The sequence below is a fragment of the Oryzisolibacter propanilivorax genome, assembly GCF_900103645.1.
GTDB classification, from domain to species: Bacteria; Pseudomonadota; Gammaproteobacteria; order Burkholderiales; family Burkholderiaceae_C; genus Melaminivora; species Melaminivora propanilivorax.
Map to the genome: position 1 here is coordinate 122,074 of NZ_FNHP01000004.1, position 20,069 is coordinate 142,142.

14 protein-coding genes are annotated in these 20,069 nt (G+C 66.5%); 10 read left to right on the plus strand and 4 right to left on the minus strand.

The window, feature by feature from the left end; all coding sequences use genetic code 11:
- Positions 1-418: 418 nt before the first annotated feature.
- The 4 genes from BLQ61_RS17195 to BLQ61_RS08235 form a co-directional block, all read right to left on the minus strand.
- Positions 419-1,594, minus strand: coding sequence for a hypothetical protein (locus BLQ61_RS17195; RefSeq protein ID WP_139182728.1), 1,176 nt, complete (start codon positions 1,592-1,594; stop codon positions 419-421).
- 78 nt (positions 1,595-1,672) lie between these two features.
- The gene (locus tag BLQ61_RS08225) at positions 1,673-2,872 is read right to left on the minus strand and encodes a hypothetical protein (protein ID WP_091568816.1); all 1,200 of its coding nucleotides are present in this window, start codon (positions 2,870-2,872) and stop codon (positions 1,673-1,675) included.
- A 252-nt stretch (positions 2,873-3,124) separates the two neighbouring features.
- Entirely contained in the window at positions 3,125-4,885 is a 1,761-nt protein-coding gene (locus BLQ61_RS08230) for a methyltransferase domain-containing protein (RefSeq protein WP_175488253.1), read from the minus strand.
- A gap of 35 nt (positions 4,886-4,920) precedes the next feature.
- A complete protein-coding gene (locus BLQ61_RS08235) occupies positions 4,921-8,880 on the minus strand; it encodes a glycosyltransferase (RefSeq protein WP_091568819.1) in 3,960 nt (1,319 codons plus the stop codon).
- A gap of 334 nt (positions 8,881-9,214) precedes the next feature.
- Between BLQ61_RS08235 and BLQ61_RS08240 the strand changes: the two genes are divergently transcribed.
- The 10 genes from BLQ61_RS08240 to gspD are packed head-to-tail and all read left to right on the plus strand — an operon-like array spanning position 9,215 to position 19,470.
- Positions 9,215-10,807: a GspE/PulE family protein gene (locus BLQ61_RS08240; protein WP_091568821.1), complete on the plus strand. Its 1,593-nt coding sequence runs from the start codon at positions 9,215-9,217 to the stop codon at positions 10,805-10,807.
- The gene (locus tag BLQ61_RS08245; RefSeq protein ID WP_091568823.1) at positions 10,804-11,973 is read left to right on the plus strand and encodes a type II secretion system F family protein; all 1,170 of its coding nucleotides are present in this window, start codon (positions 10,804-10,806) and stop codon (positions 11,971-11,973) included. Before BLQ61_RS08240 ends, BLQ61_RS08245 begins: the two co-directional genes overlap by 4 nt.
- A 24-nt stretch (positions 11,974-11,997) precedes the next feature.
- Positions 11,998-12,435 (plus strand): type II secretion system major pseudopilin GspG, encoded by a 438-nt coding sequence (gspG, locus tag BLQ61_RS08250; protein WP_091568824.1) that lies wholly within the window; start codon positions 11,998-12,000, stop codon positions 12,433-12,435.
- Between the two features lie 30 nt (positions 12,436-12,465).
- Complete coding sequence (locus BLQ61_RS17580) at positions 12,466-12,921, plus strand: prepilin-type N-terminal cleavage/methylation domain-containing protein (protein WP_139182729.1); 456 nt, start codon at positions 12,466-12,468, stop codon at positions 12,919-12,921.
- Entirely contained in the window at positions 12,878-13,405 is a 528-nt protein-coding gene (locus BLQ61_RS08255; RefSeq protein ID WP_281218498.1) for a type IV pilus modification PilV family protein, read from the plus strand. The genes BLQ61_RS17580 and BLQ61_RS08255 overlap by 44 nt, the downstream gene beginning before the upstream one ends.
- A gap of 23 nt (positions 13,406-13,428) precedes the next feature.
- Positions 13,429-14,037: a PulJ/GspJ family protein gene (locus tag BLQ61_RS08260; protein ID WP_175488255.1), complete on the plus strand. Its 609-nt coding sequence runs from the start codon at positions 13,429-13,431 to the stop codon at positions 14,035-14,037.
- Complete coding sequence (locus BLQ61_RS08265) at positions 14,034-14,990, plus strand: hypothetical protein (RefSeq protein WP_139182730.1); 957 nt, start codon at positions 14,034-14,036, stop codon at positions 14,988-14,990. The genes BLQ61_RS08260 and BLQ61_RS08265 overlap by 4 nt, the downstream gene beginning before the upstream one ends.
- Positions 14,991-15,044: 54 nt before the next feature.
- Positions 15,045-16,370 (plus strand): hypothetical protein, encoded by a 1,326-nt coding sequence (locus tag BLQ61_RS08270; protein ID WP_091568831.1) that lies wholly within the window; start codon positions 15,045-15,047, stop codon positions 16,368-16,370.
- On the plus strand, positions 16,367-16,981 hold the full coding sequence (locus BLQ61_RS08275; RefSeq protein ID WP_091568832.1) for a hypothetical protein: 615 nt from the start codon (positions 16,367-16,369) through the stop codon (positions 16,979-16,981). The genes BLQ61_RS08270 and BLQ61_RS08275 overlap by 4 nt, the downstream gene beginning before the upstream one ends.
- A 23-nt stretch (positions 16,982-17,004) precedes the next feature.
- Positions 17,005-19,470: a type II secretion system secretin GspD gene (gene gspD, locus BLQ61_RS08280; RefSeq protein ID WP_091568834.1), complete on the plus strand. Its 2,466-nt coding sequence runs from the start codon at positions 17,005-17,007 to the stop codon at positions 19,468-19,470.
- Positions 19,471-20,069: the final 599 nt, after the last annotated feature.

The following is a 20,069-nucleotide window of genomic DNA, read 5'->3' on the forward strand; positions in this document are numbered from 1 at the left end:
CTGTACTTCACCAAGAAGAGCGACCGCACCGGCACTGCCGTTGCCAGCGCTGCTCCGCCTCCGGTGCAAGCCGCCACCGAGCCACCAGCTCCGCCGCCAGCCTCTGGTTCAGCGGCTGTCGGCCTGGCAGCCGGCGCGTCCACTCCAACAACGGCGGCGCCAGCGGCTAGCGGGGCCGAGCCGCCCGTCGCTGGCGCGAATCCTGCCCCGGCCGTCAGCCTGATAGAAGCACTGGCAGCCGCGCGCGCCCGCGCCGCGCAAAACGCCGCACCGGGCAGTGCGGCCCCCGTCAACCCTGCACCTGGCAACCCGTTCAATCCATCTGCAGCGGGCAGGTGAATGGGGGCGGGGTATTGCGTCCGTTATCCGCAAAAAAAATGGGTCCTTGCGGGCCCATTTTTCATTGGCCGTCACGTATTCAGGACGGATTCCAGATGACATTCAACGTCTTGAATGTTCCGTTCTTGAGCTGGTAGCCAAAATACACCTTGGCGCCCAGGTTTCTCATGTCTTGCTTGGTCAAGTTCAGAGGAATCTGGACTGTCTGGTCATTTGATACCAAGATGCGGTCACGCTCGAAAGCCACGGATTCAACAGGCTGCCCCTGGAACAGCAAACGCCACTCGTACAGAGGGCCCAGCAGACCGCCGGCATCTGCCAAAAGGAACATGACTTCCTTCATGCCCGAGAAAAACAGCGGGTTGACCGGGACCGACGCGCCCACCCAATAGCTCACCTTTTCGGCGGCAGCCACTTCCTTGTCGGTATGGTGGACTTGCAATACCAACTTCATATTGCCTTGGGCGTCAGGCTGCTCAACCACGGTGCCAGTGGCCGTCGTATCCGGCTGTGGCGGCGGTGTGCCCGACTCGACCGGATCTCCATTCGATCCGAACACGTTCTGCACGGCATTGTTGTACCAAGCCAGATACTTGCCTTGATCGACTTCGTAAGAAGCGCGCAAGCTGTCGATGTAGCTGCCGTTGAGCACCCGAACATACAGCCACTGTCCTGTAGGCAAAGGGTTGGAGCTGAGACGGGCCGTGCCGGACAGGCTAATGTTGCCACCACCGTCGTGCACCATGATCCGCTCTTCGCCAGCAAGAAGACGACCGAAGTCAAGATCAATCTTCTGATCGCGTTTAGCGGCCTCATACTCTGCTTGAGTAAGCGGCGTGGTTCGGCTAGGTTCGGCGCCTATTTTTACCGTTGCCGCGTATTCTGTGCCTTGTGGCAAGAAACCTGACAAGCCAAAGAATGTGGTACCTGCAGGGATATAAACACGGTACTGCGTGTATGACGTGTAACCCTCCAGGGAAAAATCAAATCCGCCATTGACCCGCTGACACAGGGAACGATATTCAGCGTACCCCATTACGCAGCCACTCACGCCAAATGGCGCAAACTGGTCCTTGAAACCGAATAGCTCTGGAGTCTTGGTGAAATAAATATTTCCGTTGGCATCTAGTGCCGAACTGATTGTATAAGTAACCGGGAACTGGTGCAGGGACACGAACTGAGCATGTGCCATGCCTGCCATCGCCATTATCAGTCCCACCACACCCTTCTTGCACATACTCAAAACTTTTTGCATGACCTTGCCTAATCGAAGAAACAACAAAGCGGGGATAGCACACTGCTATCCCCGCTCTTACCTTTTAAGCTTTAACGCTTAGCGAGTTTTGGAGGCGTAAGCCCATGTGAAACGGTTGGCCGCCGTATCCTTGATCATGTAGGTAGCGATGGCAGGAGCGCCAGCACGGCCCACATTGGTGCTATCAGTTGCGGTGCGCGTTTGCTCAACAGCCGGGTAGGGATTCTGGAAGCTGACGCGAGCCCAGCCTTCCGAGAAGTTGCCAGTGTTGATATTGCCACCCATCACCAGCCACTGGAACTCGTCCAGGCAGGTCTGGGGCGACGGCGGCAGCGGCGACACGTTGAAAATGTTGCCAACAATGGTGTTTTCCATGTTGTCAAACACATTCGCTGTAATGCACGTCTTAGCAGCAAACGGGTACTGGCCGTCCTGACGACCGTTGTACGTCAGCTTCGTCGGGAAGGTGAAGGTAGCCAGCGACAACTTACCAGCGCCCACTGAGTAGGGGACAGCGAAGTTGTTGGACCACAGGGCCTCTTCCACGTCAGCCACCGGGGTACGCTGGGTCGTCAGATCCAGGCCCGACAGACGGCCGATGCGAACGTTGTCGCTGTTGTCGTAGTCAGCCAGAGCCAGCATCGGCAGGGTAGCCGAACCGACGCCAGGAGCACTCACCGTCACATCGCCCGACAGAACGTTGGGCGTTGCAGTCACAGGAACCAGAGCGGCGGCGGCCTCATGAGCTGCCAGGATATTGGTCTTTGCCACGCCCGGACGGAAGGGAGCAACAGAATAGGCGCTCCCCATCAGCACTTCAACATAACCCTGGTTAGGCAGAGAAACACGGCCGGTGTTGCCAGCAGTGGCGCTATCGCTCACGATATGAGCCGGGGTCGAAGGCGATGCAAACAGCACGCTACCTTCCAGTTGGATGCTGTCGTCGGCGCTGGTCACGACCGAGCGGGTGCACTGACCGTTGGCATCAGCGGCTTCGCAGGAAACCTTGCCGGTCCACACGTCGGAAGGCGACAGATAGATCAGGAAGTCCAGCACTTCAGCAGACGTCACCTGGTCGCGGAACACCACCTTGGCCACCACGGACTCGGTATTGCTGGTGTTGATGACCTTAAGGTCGGTGGACATGCCGCCACCGATGAAGTAGGCGGGGGCGATCAGGAAGTCGCCGGTGCCATCACGGCTAACTTGAACGGCACTGGCCGTGCCCACCATGGCCAAGGCGCAGGCGGCGGCGGCGACATAACGTTTTTTGAACACTTCGCTTCTCCAGTTGAAAGTTGAAACAAACCACACTACCACGTGGCGATAGCCTACTTGCACAGGCCAACAACCCTGGGGGGTCACCTTCAGAGTGCCCGGGTTGACACAATCGTAGCAGAGAACGTTACGCGCGCTAGCGTCTGTTCCGGCCGCCTGTGACCCGGAACACACAAATCCAAATTGTGTTGCGCCCGTGCTACGTGCCAGCAAAAAGGCTCGGAGACCGACCACCACAGCAGCTCGTAAGTCTCATTCAACCAGGTCAAAACGGACTTGCCGGAACAACACTTCGGGGATGTACGCAACGACAGGTGCCATCGAACCTTGGTGTCCGTTCTCTGGCTGGCGCGCATGCACCACACAAGACAGTACCTTCGGGTCGGCCTCAAAGCCATGCCCTTCGATCGGCCTGCAGCAACACTGCAGAAAGCGCGATTCGTTCGCCAGGCGGTACTCGAAATCAGCGATCACCGCATCGGTTTCTGGCCGGGCACGCAGCAGAGTGTAGATGGTCTGCAGTGCCTCTTCAGCCAATGCAACTCCCGAGGGAAGGCCCAACACATAGTTGCCCTGGCTCGCCACGTGGGCATGGGGCATCCATTGCGCAGCCTGCTCCTCAGTGACTCGCAGGCTACGCACCCGGCTGTCCAGCGCGATGAAATCCTGCAGCACATTGCGCACAGCCACGGGTTGGCCAGGGCGCTCGATCACGAGCAGCTCCCATCCGGTATAGCTCTGATGGGTCAGCGAAAAGAAGGAGCGGATGAGAGATTCCACCTCCTCAGGCGCCACTACCACACTGAAGAATGGGCGCTCGGCCTGCGTGTGTTCAAGGGGCGGGACAGAGAACCGCTGGCGCCGCACGCGCGCGCGCCATGCTAGCCACCAGCTTGGCGGCAGGAGCAGGCGAACCAGCGATGCGGCGGCGAAATACAACCGGGCCCGCACGGTCAACGTCTGCAGCAGCCTGACATCGACATGGAAGTACGCCATTTGCGCCAAGTAGTTGCCACGGTCACGCGCCAGTGTCTGCTCCTGCCGCAAGGCCAGCGTCTGCTGCTGCAACAGCGCCACCTGCTGCCGCAAGGCTTCTTCGGTGTGATGGCTAGCAATAACTGCATGTTGCTTTTGCGCGCCTATGGCTAGCGGGCACGCAGTTTCTGCCGGCTTGGGCGGATTACGCCCATGAATCGAGACCCCGGCAGCCAGGGTACGCAACTCATGCACAGGCAGCGCGTCTAGTGCCTGCAGCAATCCTTCATCCCCAGGCCGAGGCTTTCCTGCAGCCAGCGCGTCCAATGCCGCCTGCACCTGTCCCATGCCAGCTTGGCGGACTACGTCAGCAGATGGCCCATCAAGGCGGTCGAGGTAGACGCTCAGGAACCAGCTCAGTGCCCACTTTGGGTGTTGATAGGGCGCAACCCCGCTCCACTCGATGTCGAACTGGCGGAACCAGTGACGCAGTCCGGTTTCGGTGGCATTGAAGAAGTGGTATGGGTACCCATGCTCTGGCTGCAGAAATGCCGTGTCTATCCGCAATACGCCTTGCGGCTGCAGCACACGGCGAATCTCATCTGCCGCCTCTTCAGGGTATTGCAGATGTTCAAAGACAGCCTGGCTGATGACAGCCTGAAAAGCGTTGTCGCGAAACGGCAGGCAGTCGGCGGTCGCGACCACGTCGGTCATGGGATAGCGGAAGATATCCACCTGCACCACATGCTCCAGTTGCTGGAGCTTGCCGCCTGCCCCCAAATCGAGCACCCAGCCACCAGCATGCTCGGCAATGATGTCAAGCGCCTGGGGGCTGTAGGGATGGCGCGAGACAGGATCATCTGCATCTGCCCAGCCAATACCAGGCTCCTGCACCGACTGTGGCAGCAGGACCGGAATACCATCGCGAACGGGATAGCTGGCGCCACACCCCGTACATTCGATGGAAGCGCCTGATGCATTGAGGGCCAGCGCCTCACGGCACAGCGGACAGGCAAGCAGCGGCAGGATTTTGGCCAAGCGCCCTCTCGCCCCTTTGAATTGTGCAGGAACCGTCATTGAGCCTTCAATTCGTTGAGCGTGGCGCCGGGTGGCCAGGCCAGAGAGAAATCCTCCGCCTGCGCTGTCAGGTTCGGGTTGTAGCAGGGATCATGGGCAATCAATGCCGTCCAACGAGACTGCAGCGTATCGATCTCGCCCTTGAAACGCGTTTGCTTTTCCGGCGTGTCCTCGTAGCCGCGCGTGACGGATTCGTGGTGCACCAGTTCGGCATAAGGTGTCCAATGGTTGCGGTAGCCGGCCTGGTACACCTTCAGGCAGAAGTCCACGTCGTTGAAGGCCACGGCCAAACCTTCATCCAGACCGCCTACCTCGTCGTAGATGCTGCGGCGCACTAGCAGGCAGGCAGCAGTGACGGCGACGAAGTCCTGCGCCAGCACGGCGCGGCCCATGTAGCCGTGCTGTCCTCGGCCCAGCAACTTGTGTGCATGGCCAGCAACGCCGCACACCATGACGACACCGGCGTGCTGCAGCCGCCCGTCCGGGTACCACAGGCGCGCACCGACGCACCCCGTGCCAGGCTCCATGGCCGGGCCAACCATCTCGTCGAGCCACTCGGGATGGGTGATCTCGATGTCGTTGTTCATCAGCAGCACGAACTCGCCGCGCGCGGCTTGGCGCACGGCGCGGTTGTTGAGTCCGGAGAAATTGAACGGACTATCGTCGCGCTGCACGCGGATCTGCCCGCTGCGGCTGCGCTCGGCCAGCAGGTCCAGCGTCGCAGGCTCGTCGCTGCCGTTATCCACGACAATGACCTCGTAGTGCGGATAAGCCGTCTGGCGCAGGCTGTCCAGGCATTGGCGCAGGATGGCGTGCCCGTTGCGTGTAGGAATGACGATGCTGACCAGTGGCGCAGGCTCAGGACGCCGCCAGCGCACGCGGTACATGCCAGGGGCCTCGGGAGCTTCGGCGATGTCGCCGCGCAGCTGGCGGCGCTGAAGGTGCTCGCGCAGGGCGCGCTGGCCGGCCTTGAAGGCGTAGGACTTGTTGCCATGCCCGGACGCCGTGCTGCCCACCGCCGTGCGCCAGTGGTACAGCACGCGCGGGATATGGATGACGGCCTGAGGCGGCACGGCGTCGATGGCGCGCAGCACCATGTCGTAGTCCTGCGCGCCCTCGAAACCCTTGCGCAGGCCGCCCAGCTCGCGGATCAGCGCGTGCTGATAGACAGCGAAATGGCACATGTAGTTGTGCGAGCGCAGCAGACCCAGGTTGAAGTCGGGCTTGAAGTAAGGGTCGAAGCGCCTGCCCTGGCCGTCAATCTTGTCCTCGTCCGAGTACAGCACGCGCGCCTGAGGGTGCTGGGCCAGCGCCTGCGCCACACTCAGCAGGGTGTGCGGGCGCAGCTCGTCGTCCTGGTCCAGGAAGGCGATCCACGCGCCCTGCGCCAGGGCGATGGCGGTGTTGCTGGCTGCCGAGATGTGCTGGTTGCGCTCATGAAAAGCCAGGCGGATACGCGGCTCCTGTGCCGCCTGCTCGCGCAGCAGGATGCGCGTGCGCTCGTCGGGCGAGGTGTCGTCGCAGATGCACAGCTCCCAGTGCGGATAAACCTGCGCGCGCACCGAGGCGATGGCGCGCAGCAGGTCGTCGTCCTGCGGGCTATAGACCGGCATGACGATGGAGATCACCGGCCGCTCGGCCAGGTGCGTGTATTGCTGCTGCAGCAGCGCCAGTTCGGGCGCGCCCAGGGTGTCGTATGCGGCGACCCACGCGGTGTAGTCGCGCGGCGCCGGCTTGCCGCCCGAGGGCCCGCTGCCGGCCGGCACGCCCGGCACGACAGCAGGTTCGGGAGCCGCGGGCTGCAGCATGCGGCGCACACGCTGGCGCACGCCCTGTAAGCCTTCGCGGCGCCAGACCTCCACGGTGCGGCCAGCCATCGCAGCCGGGCCCATGCCGCGGCTGCGGGCCACGCCTGCCGCCGCCTGCACCGAGCGCATGGCCCGCAGGCCACGCACGACCTGGCGCAGTGGGCGTGTCCAGCGCCAAGAACGGCTGGCCTGCAAAGTAGCGTGTTCGTTGCACACGGCGTGCAGTGTGTGCTGGGTCACCTGCAGCGCGGCTTGCGTCGTATCCACTACAGCCTGCAAATTGGTTGCATGATCGCGGGCCAGCTGCAACTCCAGCTCCAGTGCAGCGGCCCGACTCTGCGCCCGATCGCGCTGGACATGTTCTTCGGCCCAGTCCGCCTTGGCACTGGCATGCTCAGCCCAGGCCCGCTGCAACTCCTGCAGGCTCTGGCGGTATTGCCCGAGCACCTCATCACGCCCGGCGCACGCCTGGTCATGGGCCTGGCGCAGTCGATGTGCATCCTGGCGCGCACTGTCGGCCTGCTGCTGCGCCTGTAATGCCTGCTGCTGCAATTTGGCAGCCAAATGCTGGCTTTGCTCTTGCAACTCCTGCCGCTGGCAGGTCTCATGGTTCAGGCGACGCAGCAGCGCGCGGCGCTCGACGGCGCGGCCAATCAACTGCGCGAAGGTGGCCTCGGACTGCAATACCTGCCACTTGGCATACAGCCGGGCCGTGGCTTCGCGCGAGCGCTGCGGATCGGTCTGCACGCCTTCGCCCGAACCGGCCTGGATGCGGTAGGCTGCCGACACCCCGGGCACGAAGCCGAGTGGCGTGCGCTGTTCGACCTGCAGCCAGAAGTCCCAGTCCTCGTACAGGTCGAAGGCCGGGTCGAACGCGCAACCCTCGTCCAGCAGGCTGCGCTGGAACAGCACGGCGTGGATGGGCAGGAAGTTGCCGTAGCGCAGCTCGCCCTCGGCATAGGGAAAGTCGAACACCTCGCCCTGGGGCTGGCCGGCTTCGTCCACGCACTCGATGGCGGTGTGCAGGGCACGGAAGGCAGGCTGACGGCGGCTGGCCAGCACCAGCTTGGCGATGTGGTCGGGGTAGAACCAGTCGTCGTCGTCCAGGAAGATCAGGTAGTCGCCCCGGGCCGCCCGCAGCCCCGCATTGGCGGCCTCGGCGCGCGGCAGACGTCGACCGGCCGAGACGTGCTGCACCGGCAGGGCCAGGTTCTGCAGGTCGGCGCCCGGCAGGCCGTCGCCGGCAGCGTCCACCAGCACCACTTCCAGGTGGCTATAGGTCTGCAGTGCGACCGAGGTCAGCGCCTGAGCCAGCGTGGGCCGGCCCATGCTGCGCACGATGACCGACACCAGTGGCGCGTCCTGCGGCAGCACGGCCACATCGCGCGCCAGCAGCCGCTCGCGCTCACTCTCGATCAACAGCCGGCCACCAGCCTGCAGCGACTGGGCCGTCACGCATTCGAAAGCTTCGGCCCGGGTAGCAGCCGGGTGCAGTGTCAGGGCGCGAAAGCGGTTGAGCGCGCCGATGAAGCTGGCATAGGGCAACTGGGCTTCCTGGCTGACAAAGACCTGCATGGCGGCCTGCTTGGCCTCCCAGACCGGCGAGATGTCCACCAGCCGGTTGGGGCGCAGGGCAGCGCTGACCTCGTACAGGCACAGGGTAGGCGCATGTTCCTGACGCGCCTGCCCCAACGCTCCCAGACGGCGCAGCGCCTCCAGCGCAGCCAGACAGGTAGCGCGGTGATCGGGATGCAGCTCCCAAGGCGAGGGAGCATAAATGACGTCGGCCTGCAGCTCTGCGATGGTGTCCAGCATGCGCTGTACCAGCGCTTCGCCATACTGGACGGCGCGGTCGGCCAAGCCCCAGCACACTGGCGCAGGCAGGCCCAACAGCCGGGCGGCCTCGCGGCTTTCTTGCAGGCGCGAGGCTCCATAGCCGGCGCCGGACGTCGAGGACCGCCCCCCCGGGTGCCCCCCGTCGGTCAGCAGCACCACGTGCACCGGATGACCGGCGCGAGCGTGCAGTGCGAGAGCACCACCGCAACCGAAAATCTCGTCGTCAGGATGGGGGGCAAACACCAGCACGGCGTGCGCTGCAGGCACCGGACTGGATTGGTAAGGGGCGATGTCGGCCTCGCTGATGTGCATGGCTGGTGGATTTCGGACGAATGCCGGAACTGCGGGCAGGCAAAGAAAGCAACAGGCCGCAACCGCAGCCCTGCCGGACACGGAGCCGGAAGCACGCAAGGCCCAGGCAGCGCTGCCTGTGACACTCGCCTCAGCGCCTGCCAGGGCGGGCGTCGCCTGAATGAATGATGTGAACCCGTGATTCTACTGTCGCACCCACGCATGCAGGCATGCCTCCAAATGGCGCGATCGCTACAATGCCCGGCTGCCCACGGCCCGCAGCGCCGGGTCCTTCGGCACCCCGCCGGCACCAGCCCGCCCCCCCCGTGCGGCCCACGGAAGTTGCATCCACCCCATGAGCGCCCTGCCCCCCGACGTCCCAGCTCCGACCCAGGAGAGTGAACTGCTCGCGCAGTTCTCGCAGCGCCTGCACGCCCCGCTGCTCAATACCATGGGCCATCCGCTGGGCGGCATTGCCACCGTGCCGGGCCTGTCGCCGGTGTTCTTGCGCACGCATGCCCTGCTGCCGCTGCAGGTAACCGAAGAGGCGGCGCACGTAGCAGCCGCCGTGCCGGTGCCGATGGCGGCACTGGACGCCCTGCGCCAGTTCTTTCCGGTGCCGCTGCAGCTGTCGCTGGCGCCGCGCGAGTGGATCGCCTCGGGCCTGGAGCAGGCCTACCGCGCCGACGCGCTGGACGGCATGGCCTTCGACAGCCCGGATGGTGACGAGGGCGACACCGACGACGACCTGGAGACCCTCAAGGCGCTGGCCGAGGACGCGCCGGTGGTGCGCCTGGTGCAGTCGCTGCTGCTGCGCGCCGTGGAAAGCCGTGCCTCCGACCTGCACCTAGAGGTTTCCCAGCAGCGCTTTCGCGTGCGCTACCGCATCGACGGCGTGCTGTTCGATGCCGAGTCGCCGCCGCGGCGCATGTATACCCCGGCGATCTCGCACCTGAAGCTGCGCGCGCGTATGAACATCGCCGAGCGGCGACTGCCCCAGGACGGGCGCATGCAGTCCGAAATGGCCGGGCGGCAGATCGACATGCGCGTGTCCACCGTGCCCACGGCGCACGGCGAGAGCATGGTCATCCGCCTGCTCGACCAGGGCCCGGGGCTGATGACGCTGGAGTCCCTCGGCCTGGCGCCCGACCACCTGGAAGTGCTGGAGGCCGCCGTCACCCAGCCACACGGGATGATTCTGGTGACCGGCCCGACGGGCAGCGGCAAGACCAGCACGCTGTACGCCGCTTTAAGCCGCGTGAACCGGCCGGAAAACAAGATCATCACCGTCGAGGACCCCGTCGAGTACCAGATCGACGGCATCAACCAAATCCAGGTCAAGCCGCAGATCGAGCTGACCTTCGCCAGCGCGCTGCGCTCCATCGTGCGCCAGGACCCGGACATCATCATGGTCGGCGAAATCCGCGACCAGGAAACGGCGGAAATTTCCATCCAGTCCGCACTGACCGGTCACCTGGTGCTATCGACCTTGCACACCAACGACTCCTTCGGTGCACCGCACCGGCTGATGGACATGGGAGTGGAAAGTTACCTGATTGCGTCGTCGGTGGTTCTGATCGTCGCCCAGCGCCTGGTGCGCGTCATTTGCCCGCACTGCCGCGAGGCCGCCCCCCCAACCGAGGCCGACCGCCTGTTCATGGCCGAGGAAGGCGTGGATGCCGGCTCGGTGACCCAACTGTTCCATGGCCGCGGGTGCCATCATTGCGGACAGTCGGGCTACATCGGCCGTACCGGCATCTACGAAATGCTGCCGATGAGCACCGCCGTGAAGGAAGCCATCATCAAGAAGCTGCCTGCCGAGGGCGTGCGCCGCGTCGCCGCCGCCGAGGGGGTGCGCAGCATGCGCGCCGATGGCATCCGCAAGGTGCTGCAAGGCGTGACCACGCTGGAAGAGTTGGCGCGGGTGACGCGTCAGGAGCTGGCATGAGGCCACGGCCCCGGCTGGACACGAACGCCCTCCCCGGGGCGCCCGCCGCCTCGGCGCGCGTGCCGTCGGCGACAACCGAAGCGCCAGCAGGCGCTGCGGCCTGGGGCCTGGCAGGCACGGGCCGGCGCCGGCGCGTGGCCATCAAGCATGTGCTGGCCACGACCGAGCAGCTGCTAACCCTGCTGGACGCGGGGCTGCCGCTGGACCGGGCCCTGCACATCACCCAGGGCACCATCGAGCAACCACACCTGCGCGCGGTGATGCAGGAAGTGGTGCTGGATGTGGAAAAGGGCAACACCCTGGCCGATGCCTTCCAGCGCCACCCGGGCGTTTTTCCGCGCCTGTACGTGAACATGGTGCGCGCCGGCGAGGAAGGCGGCGTGCTGCCGGTGGTCATGCACCGGCTGGTGGAGTTCTATACGCGCAGCATCGAGTTCCGCTCGTTCCTGGTCACATCGTCTATCTATCCACTGGTGTTGTTCGTCTTCGGCATCTGCGCGCTGCTGGGCCTGACGGTGTTCGTGCTGCCCAAGTTCGGTCAGATCTTCCAGGACATGAACCAGGCCCTGCCGCTGCCCGCCGCCGTGCTGATCGGCATTGGCAACTTCCTGAAGAGCTATGGCCTGGTGCTGCTGGCGCTGCTGGCGGCAGCAGGTTTTGGCGTGGGCTACGCGCTGCGCGACGAGGCCTGGCGCGAGCGCTGGCAGCGGGCCCTGCTGCGCCTGCCACTCATCGGGTCGCTCATGCTCAAGGTGCAATTGGCGCATGTCTGCCGCACCTGGGGAACTCTGCTGGCCAGCGGTGTTCCGATACTGACCGGAATGCGCATCGTGCGCGAGCTGACCGACCACCTGCCGCTGCGTCGCTCCCTCGACCGCCTGGTGCGCGCCGTGCAGGAAGGCCAGGGCGTGGCGGCGCCGGTGCGCGCCGACCCGCTGTTCCCGAAGCTGCTGGGCCAGCTGGCTACGGTGGGCGAGGAAGCTGGCTCGCTCGACACCATGCTGATCCGCGTCGCCGACCAGTACGAGAAGGACATCCAGAAGGCCACGCGCAGCCTGGTAGCGCTGTTCGAGCCGGTGATGATCCTGGTCATGGGCGGGCTGATAGGCGGCATCGTGATTTCCATGCTGACGGCCATTTTTTCGATCAACGACATGCCTTTGTAAGGCAACGAAAGCATCCAACCCCTTATGAAACATTCCGCCTTGGCGCGCCGCGCGCGCGGCTTCACGCTGATCGAGCTGCTGATCGTCATGGTCATTCTGGGGCTGCTGGCATCGCTGGTCGGCCCGCGCCTGTTCGGCCAGCTTGACGCCTCCAAGGTCAAGGCCGCGCGTACCCAGATCGAGATGGCCGGCGCGGCGTTGGACACCTACCGCCTGGACATGTCGCGCTACCCCACGACCGAAGAGGGTCTGGCCGCGCTGTCGGAAAAACCTGCCGACACCGAAGCCGCCGCCCGCTGGCGCGGCCCCTACCTCAAGAAGCGCGTGGACAAGGACCCCTGGGGTAACAGCTACGTCTACAAGGCCCCGGGCGAGAAGGCCGACTACGAGCTGTCCTCGCTGGGCGCGGACGGCAAGGAAGGCGGCAGCGGCGACGCCGCCGACATCCACAGTTGGGAATGACCCGCGGCTGGCGCGGCCCCGGGCCCTGACATGACGCGACGCGCCGCGGCGGGCGGCTTTTCCCTGCTGGAATTGCTGTTGGTGCTGGTGCTGGTGGGCATCGGCACCGGGCTGGCCATCGCCTCGGTGGACCGGCTGTCCTCGCGCATGCAGGAGCGGCAATGGTTGGACCGCACCCAGCAGCAGTTGCAGCGGCTGCGCAACAAGGCAGTGCTGGCCGAGCGCCCCGTAACGGCCACACTGGACTTCGACTCCGGTACGCTCAGCAGCCCCGCCGCGGCATCCTTGACGCTGCCCGCGGGCTATGCCTGGCAACCCGAGCCCGGCCAGGATGACAAACCGCTGCGGCTGGTGTTCTTACCCGATGGCACCATGTACCAGGCGGCCTTCGTCATGCAGACGCCCTCGGGTGAACGTGCGCAATTCCGCCTGCAGTCCATCAGTGGACGCATCGAAAGGCTTCCGATTGCAGCGGCCAGTTCGTGACGCGTGCCGCCCCCGGCAGCGCGGCTTCACGTTGCTGGAGGTGCTGGTGGCCATGACGCTGGTGGGTGTCGGCCTGGCCCTGGCGTTCACCACCATCTCGGGCAGTGCGCGCACAGAGGACCGCCTAGCGGTGCACACCGCTGCCCTGCAGCTGGCACGCGCCAAGCTGGACGAAGCGCTGGCACAGCCAGATTTCCAGATCGCCGCCGATCCTGGGGAAGAGCGCTATGCCGGCCAGGAATTCGGCTACCGGCTGCGCCAGACGCCGGTGCAGCTGCTGAACGACGCGCAGCGCGCCCGCCTGCCCCAATTCCAGCAGCAGCTGGAGCATGTCGAGATCGAGGTGTTCTGGGGCCCCAAGGACGCGCAGCAGTCCTACCGCCTGTCCACCCTGCGCGCCATCGCGCCGCCGGCTGCGTCAGGAGGCGCGCCGGCGCCCGGCCAGCCCTCACCGGCGGCTGCGGCGCAGGGCGTCACGCAATGATGGGACGCTCCTCACCCGCGCCCATGGCGGGCTTCACCCTGCTGGAGCTGATCATTGCCCTGGCCATCGCGTCGCTGGTGGCACTGATCGGCGCTTCGGCGCTGTCGGGCATGCTGGACTTTCGCCAGCGCAGCGCTCAGCGCGCCGATGCGCGTGCCGACGTGCGCGCGGCCGAGCGCGTGCTGCGCCACGAATGGGCGGCACGCGGCAAGGCGGTGCGTTCGGACGGCCGCTCGCTGGAATTCGACACCCTGCACCCGATAGGCACTGGCGGCGGCGCCGCGCAGCCTGCCTTGGCGCATGTGCGCCTGGCCTGCGAGATCGCACCGTCGGGCGCGCTCGAACTGCTGCATTTCATCCGTTTCCTGCCCCTCGACGGCGCGGCGCCGTCCACGCAAGGGCCGCCGCGCTGGCAGGATCGGCAGGTGCTGGCCACCGGCCTGCGCAGCTGTGCGTTTTCCTTCCTGGCGCGCCTGCGCGGCGCCGACGGGCAGGAGCACACCCGCTGGCAGACGCGCTGGGAAGAAAACCAGCCGGCACCCCAGCTCATGCGACTGGCACTGTCGGGCCTGCGCGAGGACATGCCGCCCGTGGTCTACACCGCCCGGTCCAAGCCGGAGCAGCCGCGATGACTGGAATGCGCAAGCGTCTGCCCATGCGACGTGCTGCAGCAAGGCCACTGCGACCGCGCGGCTATGTGTTGCTGTTCGTGCTCGGACTGCTGGCCGTGGTGGCGACGGTGGTGTTGGGCAGCAGCGTCGGCCTGCGCCTGGACACCCAGTTGCTGACGCATGAAAAAACCCGCCTGCGCCAGCACTACGCCCTGCAGGGCGCCGCCCAAGAGGTGGCTGCCCAGCTAGCCATCACCCAGGCGGTGGATGCGCTGCGGCTCAAGCCGGACGACGCGCTGCTGCGCGACTGGCCGCTGTGGCGCCCCGACGCTGGCGAGCAGCGGGTGCGCTTGGACGGCCTGAGCGTGCAGGTCCGCCTGCACGATGTCAGCGGCCTGCCCGACGCCAACCTGTTGACCCAGGCCGAATGGCAACGCCTGCTGCTGCTCGCCGGCGCCGCCAACGCGGACAGTGCGCAGCGCCTGGCAACGCAGCTGTATGCCCTGCGCCAGCAGCTGGCCGCGCTGCGCGGCGGGCGCGGCTTCACCAGCCTGCAGGAGCTGCTGCAGTGGCGCGAGATCCCGGCGGCGCTGGCCTACGGCGACCCGGCGCGCGAGCTGCCCGGCCTGGGCGCGCTGGTGGTGGTGGGCACTGGCAGCAAGCGTGTGAACCTGGACCGCACTCCGTTGCCGGTGATCCAGGCACTGGGCGCCAACGTCACACCCGAACACCTGCGCCAGCTGGCCGCGCTGCGCGCTGCCGGCCCCATCCCCGTGCAGCAGGCGCAGCTGTGGCTGCAGGGCACCGGTCTGGACGCCTATCCCCCTGGCGGTCCGGTCATGGCGGTCCAGGCCCGGCTGCGCATGGCGGACGCTGCCGCCAGCGGCTCCGAGCTGGTGGCGCTGATTGCCGGCGAGAATGGCCGGTTCGCTGTGGTGGACCAATGGCCCGACCCAGGGATTCCCGGGCGCTGACGCCGTCGCTGCCCGAACGGCCCCGCCCTTTCTTCTTCCTTTCCTTTTCCTTCCATGCGCAACCGCACGTTCCCAGGCCTGAGGCAGCACCAGCTGGTGCTGTCGCTGACCCCCGAATGCCTGCACCTGCTGCACCTGCAGCGCGGCCCTCTGGGCTGGCGCCGCCGGCACGACGCGCAGCGCGCGCTGCCGGCGGGCGATGCCTCCCTGGCCAGCGTGCACGAGCACTTGCAGCAGTGCGTGCAGCAGTGGCGCCTGCCTTCGGGCACGCGCGTGCACTGGGTGTTGTCCGGCGACATCCTGGGCATCGCCGCCCCAGCGCAGCCCGGCACTCCGGCCACGGCATTGCTGCCCTTCGCCCCCTCGGACGTACGCACCCAGCCAGACCTGTTCGCACGCGGTGCGGCCGGTGGCGTGCTGTGGATCCACAAGGACTGGCTGGCCGAGATCGAGCGCATCAGCGAGCAGTGTCGGCTGGAGCTCGTCGAGCTGTACGCCCGCGGGCAGCTGTTCCAGCGCGAAGCCGCGCGTGCCGCAGGCGGCCTGAAAGTGGTGATAGAGGAGCTGGCCACGCCGCAGCCGCAAACCTTTCTGCACATGTACAGCGCCAGCGGCGGCCTGCTGCGCTCGCGCGTGCTGATGTCCGCCGACCAGGGCGAGGCGCTGCCCGGCGTGGTCAGTGCCGAACTGGCGGCACTGCAGCCGCCTGCCGACAGTCCCGCCACCCTGCTGATGGCCCGGCAGCCGCAGCCGGACATTGCAGGCCTGCGCTGGCAGGCCCTGCAGGCGACCGGCGAGGGTGAACGCCTGTGGCAGCTGTGGGGCTCGGATTCGGAGGGCATCGCCATCCGTGCCACGCACGAGGAGCTGGCTGGCACGTTGAAGGCGCTCAGCCTGGGCCTGGGTCTGGCGGGGATGCTCGCCCTGGGCGCGGTGATCTGGCACGACGGCCAGCTGCGCCAGCAAATCGAAGAGGACAGCACGGCCGTGCGCCGCGATGCGTCGCGCGTGGCGGCGGCGCGTGCGCTCAAGACCCTGACCCTGCGCATGTCCGACGCCGACCAGGCCGCGCGCGCGCTGCAGCAGGACGATGGCGCGATGTACGGCCTGGCGCAGATCACTTCGCGCTTTCCACCGCCGCCTGCCACGCTGCTGTATGTGCGCAGTGACACACGCAGTCTGGCCTTTGCCGGGACCGGCAACGACGCCAGTGTGCAGGAGCTGCGCCAGCAAGGGCTGCCGGGCTACGGGCCGCTGGAGGACCTGCCGGTACCCGACTTCCTCACCGGCACCGATCCGGCCATCCACCTGCAGGCCACGCGGCTACCGCCCGAGCCTGTCGCCGCCCCCACTCCGCCGGCCCGGGAGCCCGGAACATGAAACGCGACCTGAAACGCCTGCACCGGCAGCACGGCATCCGCTACTTCGCCCTGCCCTTCATCGTGGTGCTGCTGCTGGCCACGCTGGCTGACCAGTACCTGGGCGACTACCTGGAGCACCGCGAGCAGGCCGCCGACCTGCAGGCCCAGCGCGAGCGCGACCAGGAGGTGCTGCGCCTGAATGCCAAGGTGCAGCGCAGCCACGACGAGTTGGCCGCCCCCCACGCCGCGCTGGCGCCACGCCTGTTCGCCGAAGAAGACCCGCAGCAGGCCCTGGCGGCGCTGCAGTCAGCTTTGGATACGCTGCTGCGCTCGCTTTATATGGAAAATATCGAGTTTTCCGAACCGCTGGCGCCCACCAGGGCCGGCGCCGGCCGCATCGAGATCAGCGCCCGCTTCACCGCCGTGCCGCAGCAACTGCCGCGCCTGCAGGCCGCCCTGGCGTCCGCGCCCCGGCTGATGCAGGTGCAGGCCATCGAGCTGCGCGTGGTGCCCGACCCAGCCCGCGGCAGCCAGCAGCTGGCCGTGACCGCCCGCTTCGCCGGCGTGCATGCCCCCGTCCCGCCCGAGCCCGCTGCCGACACCGCCGGCAAGGCCGTCGCCAAGCCGTAGAGCCCGATTTTTCGACCGTGACAATGACTCCATCTTCCGCTCCGTCGCTCCTCAAGCTCACCGTGGCCGGCCTGCTCGCGCCGGCGCTGGTGCTCGCCCCCATCCCGGCCGCCTGGGCACAGCAACCGGTGAACCCGTTCGGCGGCATGCTGTCCGCCCCGCGCCCGCCAGCCGCCGCGCCAGCACCCGCTGTGGTGCAGCCGCTGCAGCCAGCGAACACCGGCACGCCGGCACCCGCCCAGACGCCGGCTCCCGCCGCCCCCATGGGGCTGGCACAGCCGGCCAGCCCGGTGCCCGACGTCCAGGCACCTGCGCCGACACTGGCGCCCCCGCGCACCGTGGCGGCCACCCCCAACCCGTCCGTGCAGCTGAGCACCACGCCCAACCCCGGCGTGACGCTGAAGTTCGACAACGCCGACCTGTACGACGTGATCCAGGTGATCCTGGGCGACATCCTGAAGCTGGACTACATCATCGACCCATCGGTGCAGGGGCGCATCACGCTCAAGAGCACCGGCGCCATCAGCATGGCCGACATCTTCAGCACGCTGGAGACGGCCCTGTCCACGGCCAATATCGCCATCGTGCGCCAGGGCAAGGTATACAAGGTGGTGCGCGACGCCAACGCCTCGCGCGACGCCGTGGGCCAGACCGGCGTGGGCCCGGCGTCGGTGGTCATGCAGATCATCCCGCTGCAGTTCGTGCAGGCCAGCCAGATGGTCAACACACTGCGCAACTTCGTCGGCCCGCAGGCGGCCATCACCAACGACCCGACCAACCGCCACCTGATCGTGGTGGACCGCGCCGCCAACGTCGAGAAGATCGTGGACATGGTGCGCACCCTGGACGCCGACTACCTGGCGCAGGTCAACATCCGCCTGGTGACGCTGCGCCACGCCGAGGCCGCCGAGGTTGCCAAGGAACTGGAGGGCCTGTTCAAGACCTCGGGCCTGTTCAACTGGACCGGCACCGACGCCGCCAAAGCTTACTTCCTGCCCGTGGCGCGCATGAACGCGCTGCTGGTGGCCACCAGCAACGAGCGCGTCATGCAGGCCGCCGAGCAGTGGATCAAGACCCTGGACGCCGAGCCCCAGGACGGCCTGGGCGCCTACGTGCACATCTACCCGGTGGCCAACAGCAACGCCGTGCACTTGGCCAACTTGGTGACGCAGATCTTCGGCGGCACGCCGCCGGCGCAGAACAACGCCAACCAGGGTGCGGCAGGTCTGCCGTCTGCCAACTCCACGGCATTCGCGGGCAGCGCTGGCAGCGGCGCGGGCGGACTGGGTGCGGCAGCGGGCGCCACCGGGCTGGGTGCGACCGGGGGCGCGGCGGGCGCGCAGACAACCAACGCCGCCACACGCACCATCGAACGCGGCAGCGTGCCGGGCCAGGCCGGGCAGGCGGGTTCCGGTCGCGGCCTGTCGGGCACGGTGCAGGTCATTCCAGACGAAGTCACCAACACCTTGGTGGTACGCGCCTCGGCGCAGGACTACCAGCAGATCCGCAAGGTGCTGGAGCGTCTGGACAACCGCGCGCGCCAGGTGATGGTGCAGGTCATGGTGGCCGAGGTGGTGCTGACCGACGCGCTGCAGTACGGCGTGGAGTGGTGGCTGAAGTCGGTCCTGAGCCACAGCGGCAACAGCTGGCCGGGCTATGTGGGCCTGAGCAACGCCGACAGGACCCTCGCCGTCGCCAGCCCAGGCGCCACGCCTACGGCCACCAACGACATCAAGTCAGGCCTGAACTACGCCGTGTTCGGCAGCGCCGGACAGGTCATCGGCATGCTGAATGTGCTTAGCCAGGACACCGACGTGAACGTGCTGTCGACGCCACACGTGCTGGCCAGCGACGGCAAGGTCGCGCGCGTCGAAGTGGGCGATGAGGTACCGATCATCACGCAAACCGTCTCCACGCCCACCAGCGGCGGGCTATTGACGGGTAGTTCCTTTTCCACCTCCAACTCGGTGCAGTACCGGCCCACCGGCATCCTGCTGGAGGTCAAGCCGAGCATCACCGCGACGGGCCAAGTGGCTCTGAGCATCTCCCAGGAGGTCAGCAGCCTGGGCAATCGGATCTCCGCCGGTGGCTCCGAGTATCCGAGCTTCCAAAAGCGCAAGGTGACTACCGATGCGACGGTGGAGAACGGCAAGACCATCATGCTGGCCGGCCTCATTGAGGACCGCAATAACGACGGTGTGTCGGGCGTGCCCATCCTCAAGGATGTGCCGGTCGTCGGCGCTCTTTTTGGCACCACGTCCAAGAGGCGCACCAAGACCGAGCTGCTGATCACCATCACCCCCTACGTCGTGAACACGCGTGAGGAGGGCGAGCGTCTGGCCGAGTCCTTTCAAGCCAGCGTGCAACAGCTGCAGGGCCTGCTGGCCAAGAACAACACGCCCGACCTGCGTGCGCCAGCGGCGCCGCCCGCGTTGCCGCGTGTGCCTCGCCCGCAGCCCCAGCCGTTCCAAGACATGCTGCCGCAGTGAAGGGCAGTGAGGACTTCTTGAGCTTTTTGCTATATTTTAGATAGCTGATTGCCCTTTACTTGCTTGGGCTTCAGGCTGTTTTGGTTGGTTTTCCGGCTTTGACTGCGAGGCCGCGACCCGCCCCGGCGGGCAACCTCCTTTTCTTGCTTGCATACAGGAAAAGGAGGCAAAAGAAGTGCGCGCCCCCGGTGCCCGTAGCCCCTTCGCTGCGCTACAGGGCAGCCTGCGATGCTCGGTACGGGCACAAGGGGGGAAGTCAGGGAGACGATTCGGGCCGGCGCTGCGCGCGGCCTGGTATGGGCGGGCGACGTTTCCACCCCCTCTTGCTCCCTCGCCCCCTTCAGGGGGAGAGGGCTGGGGTGAGGGGGCGAGAGTTCGGGCGCGGCGCCTATGCAAGGCTTCCCGCCCTCACCCCAGCCCTCTCCCGCCCTGCGGGAGAGGGAGTGAAGACCCGTCAGCGCGGCTGGTTCTTCCCTCTTTCTTTCTTCCGCTCCCGTTTCCTCCTCCCACCCCTTCAAGGCCGCGCCTGTCTCGGGGCGCTGGCGGGGTGGCATGGGCGCAGGTGCGCCCATGCTTCGTCATCTGGCTCGCTGCGGTTG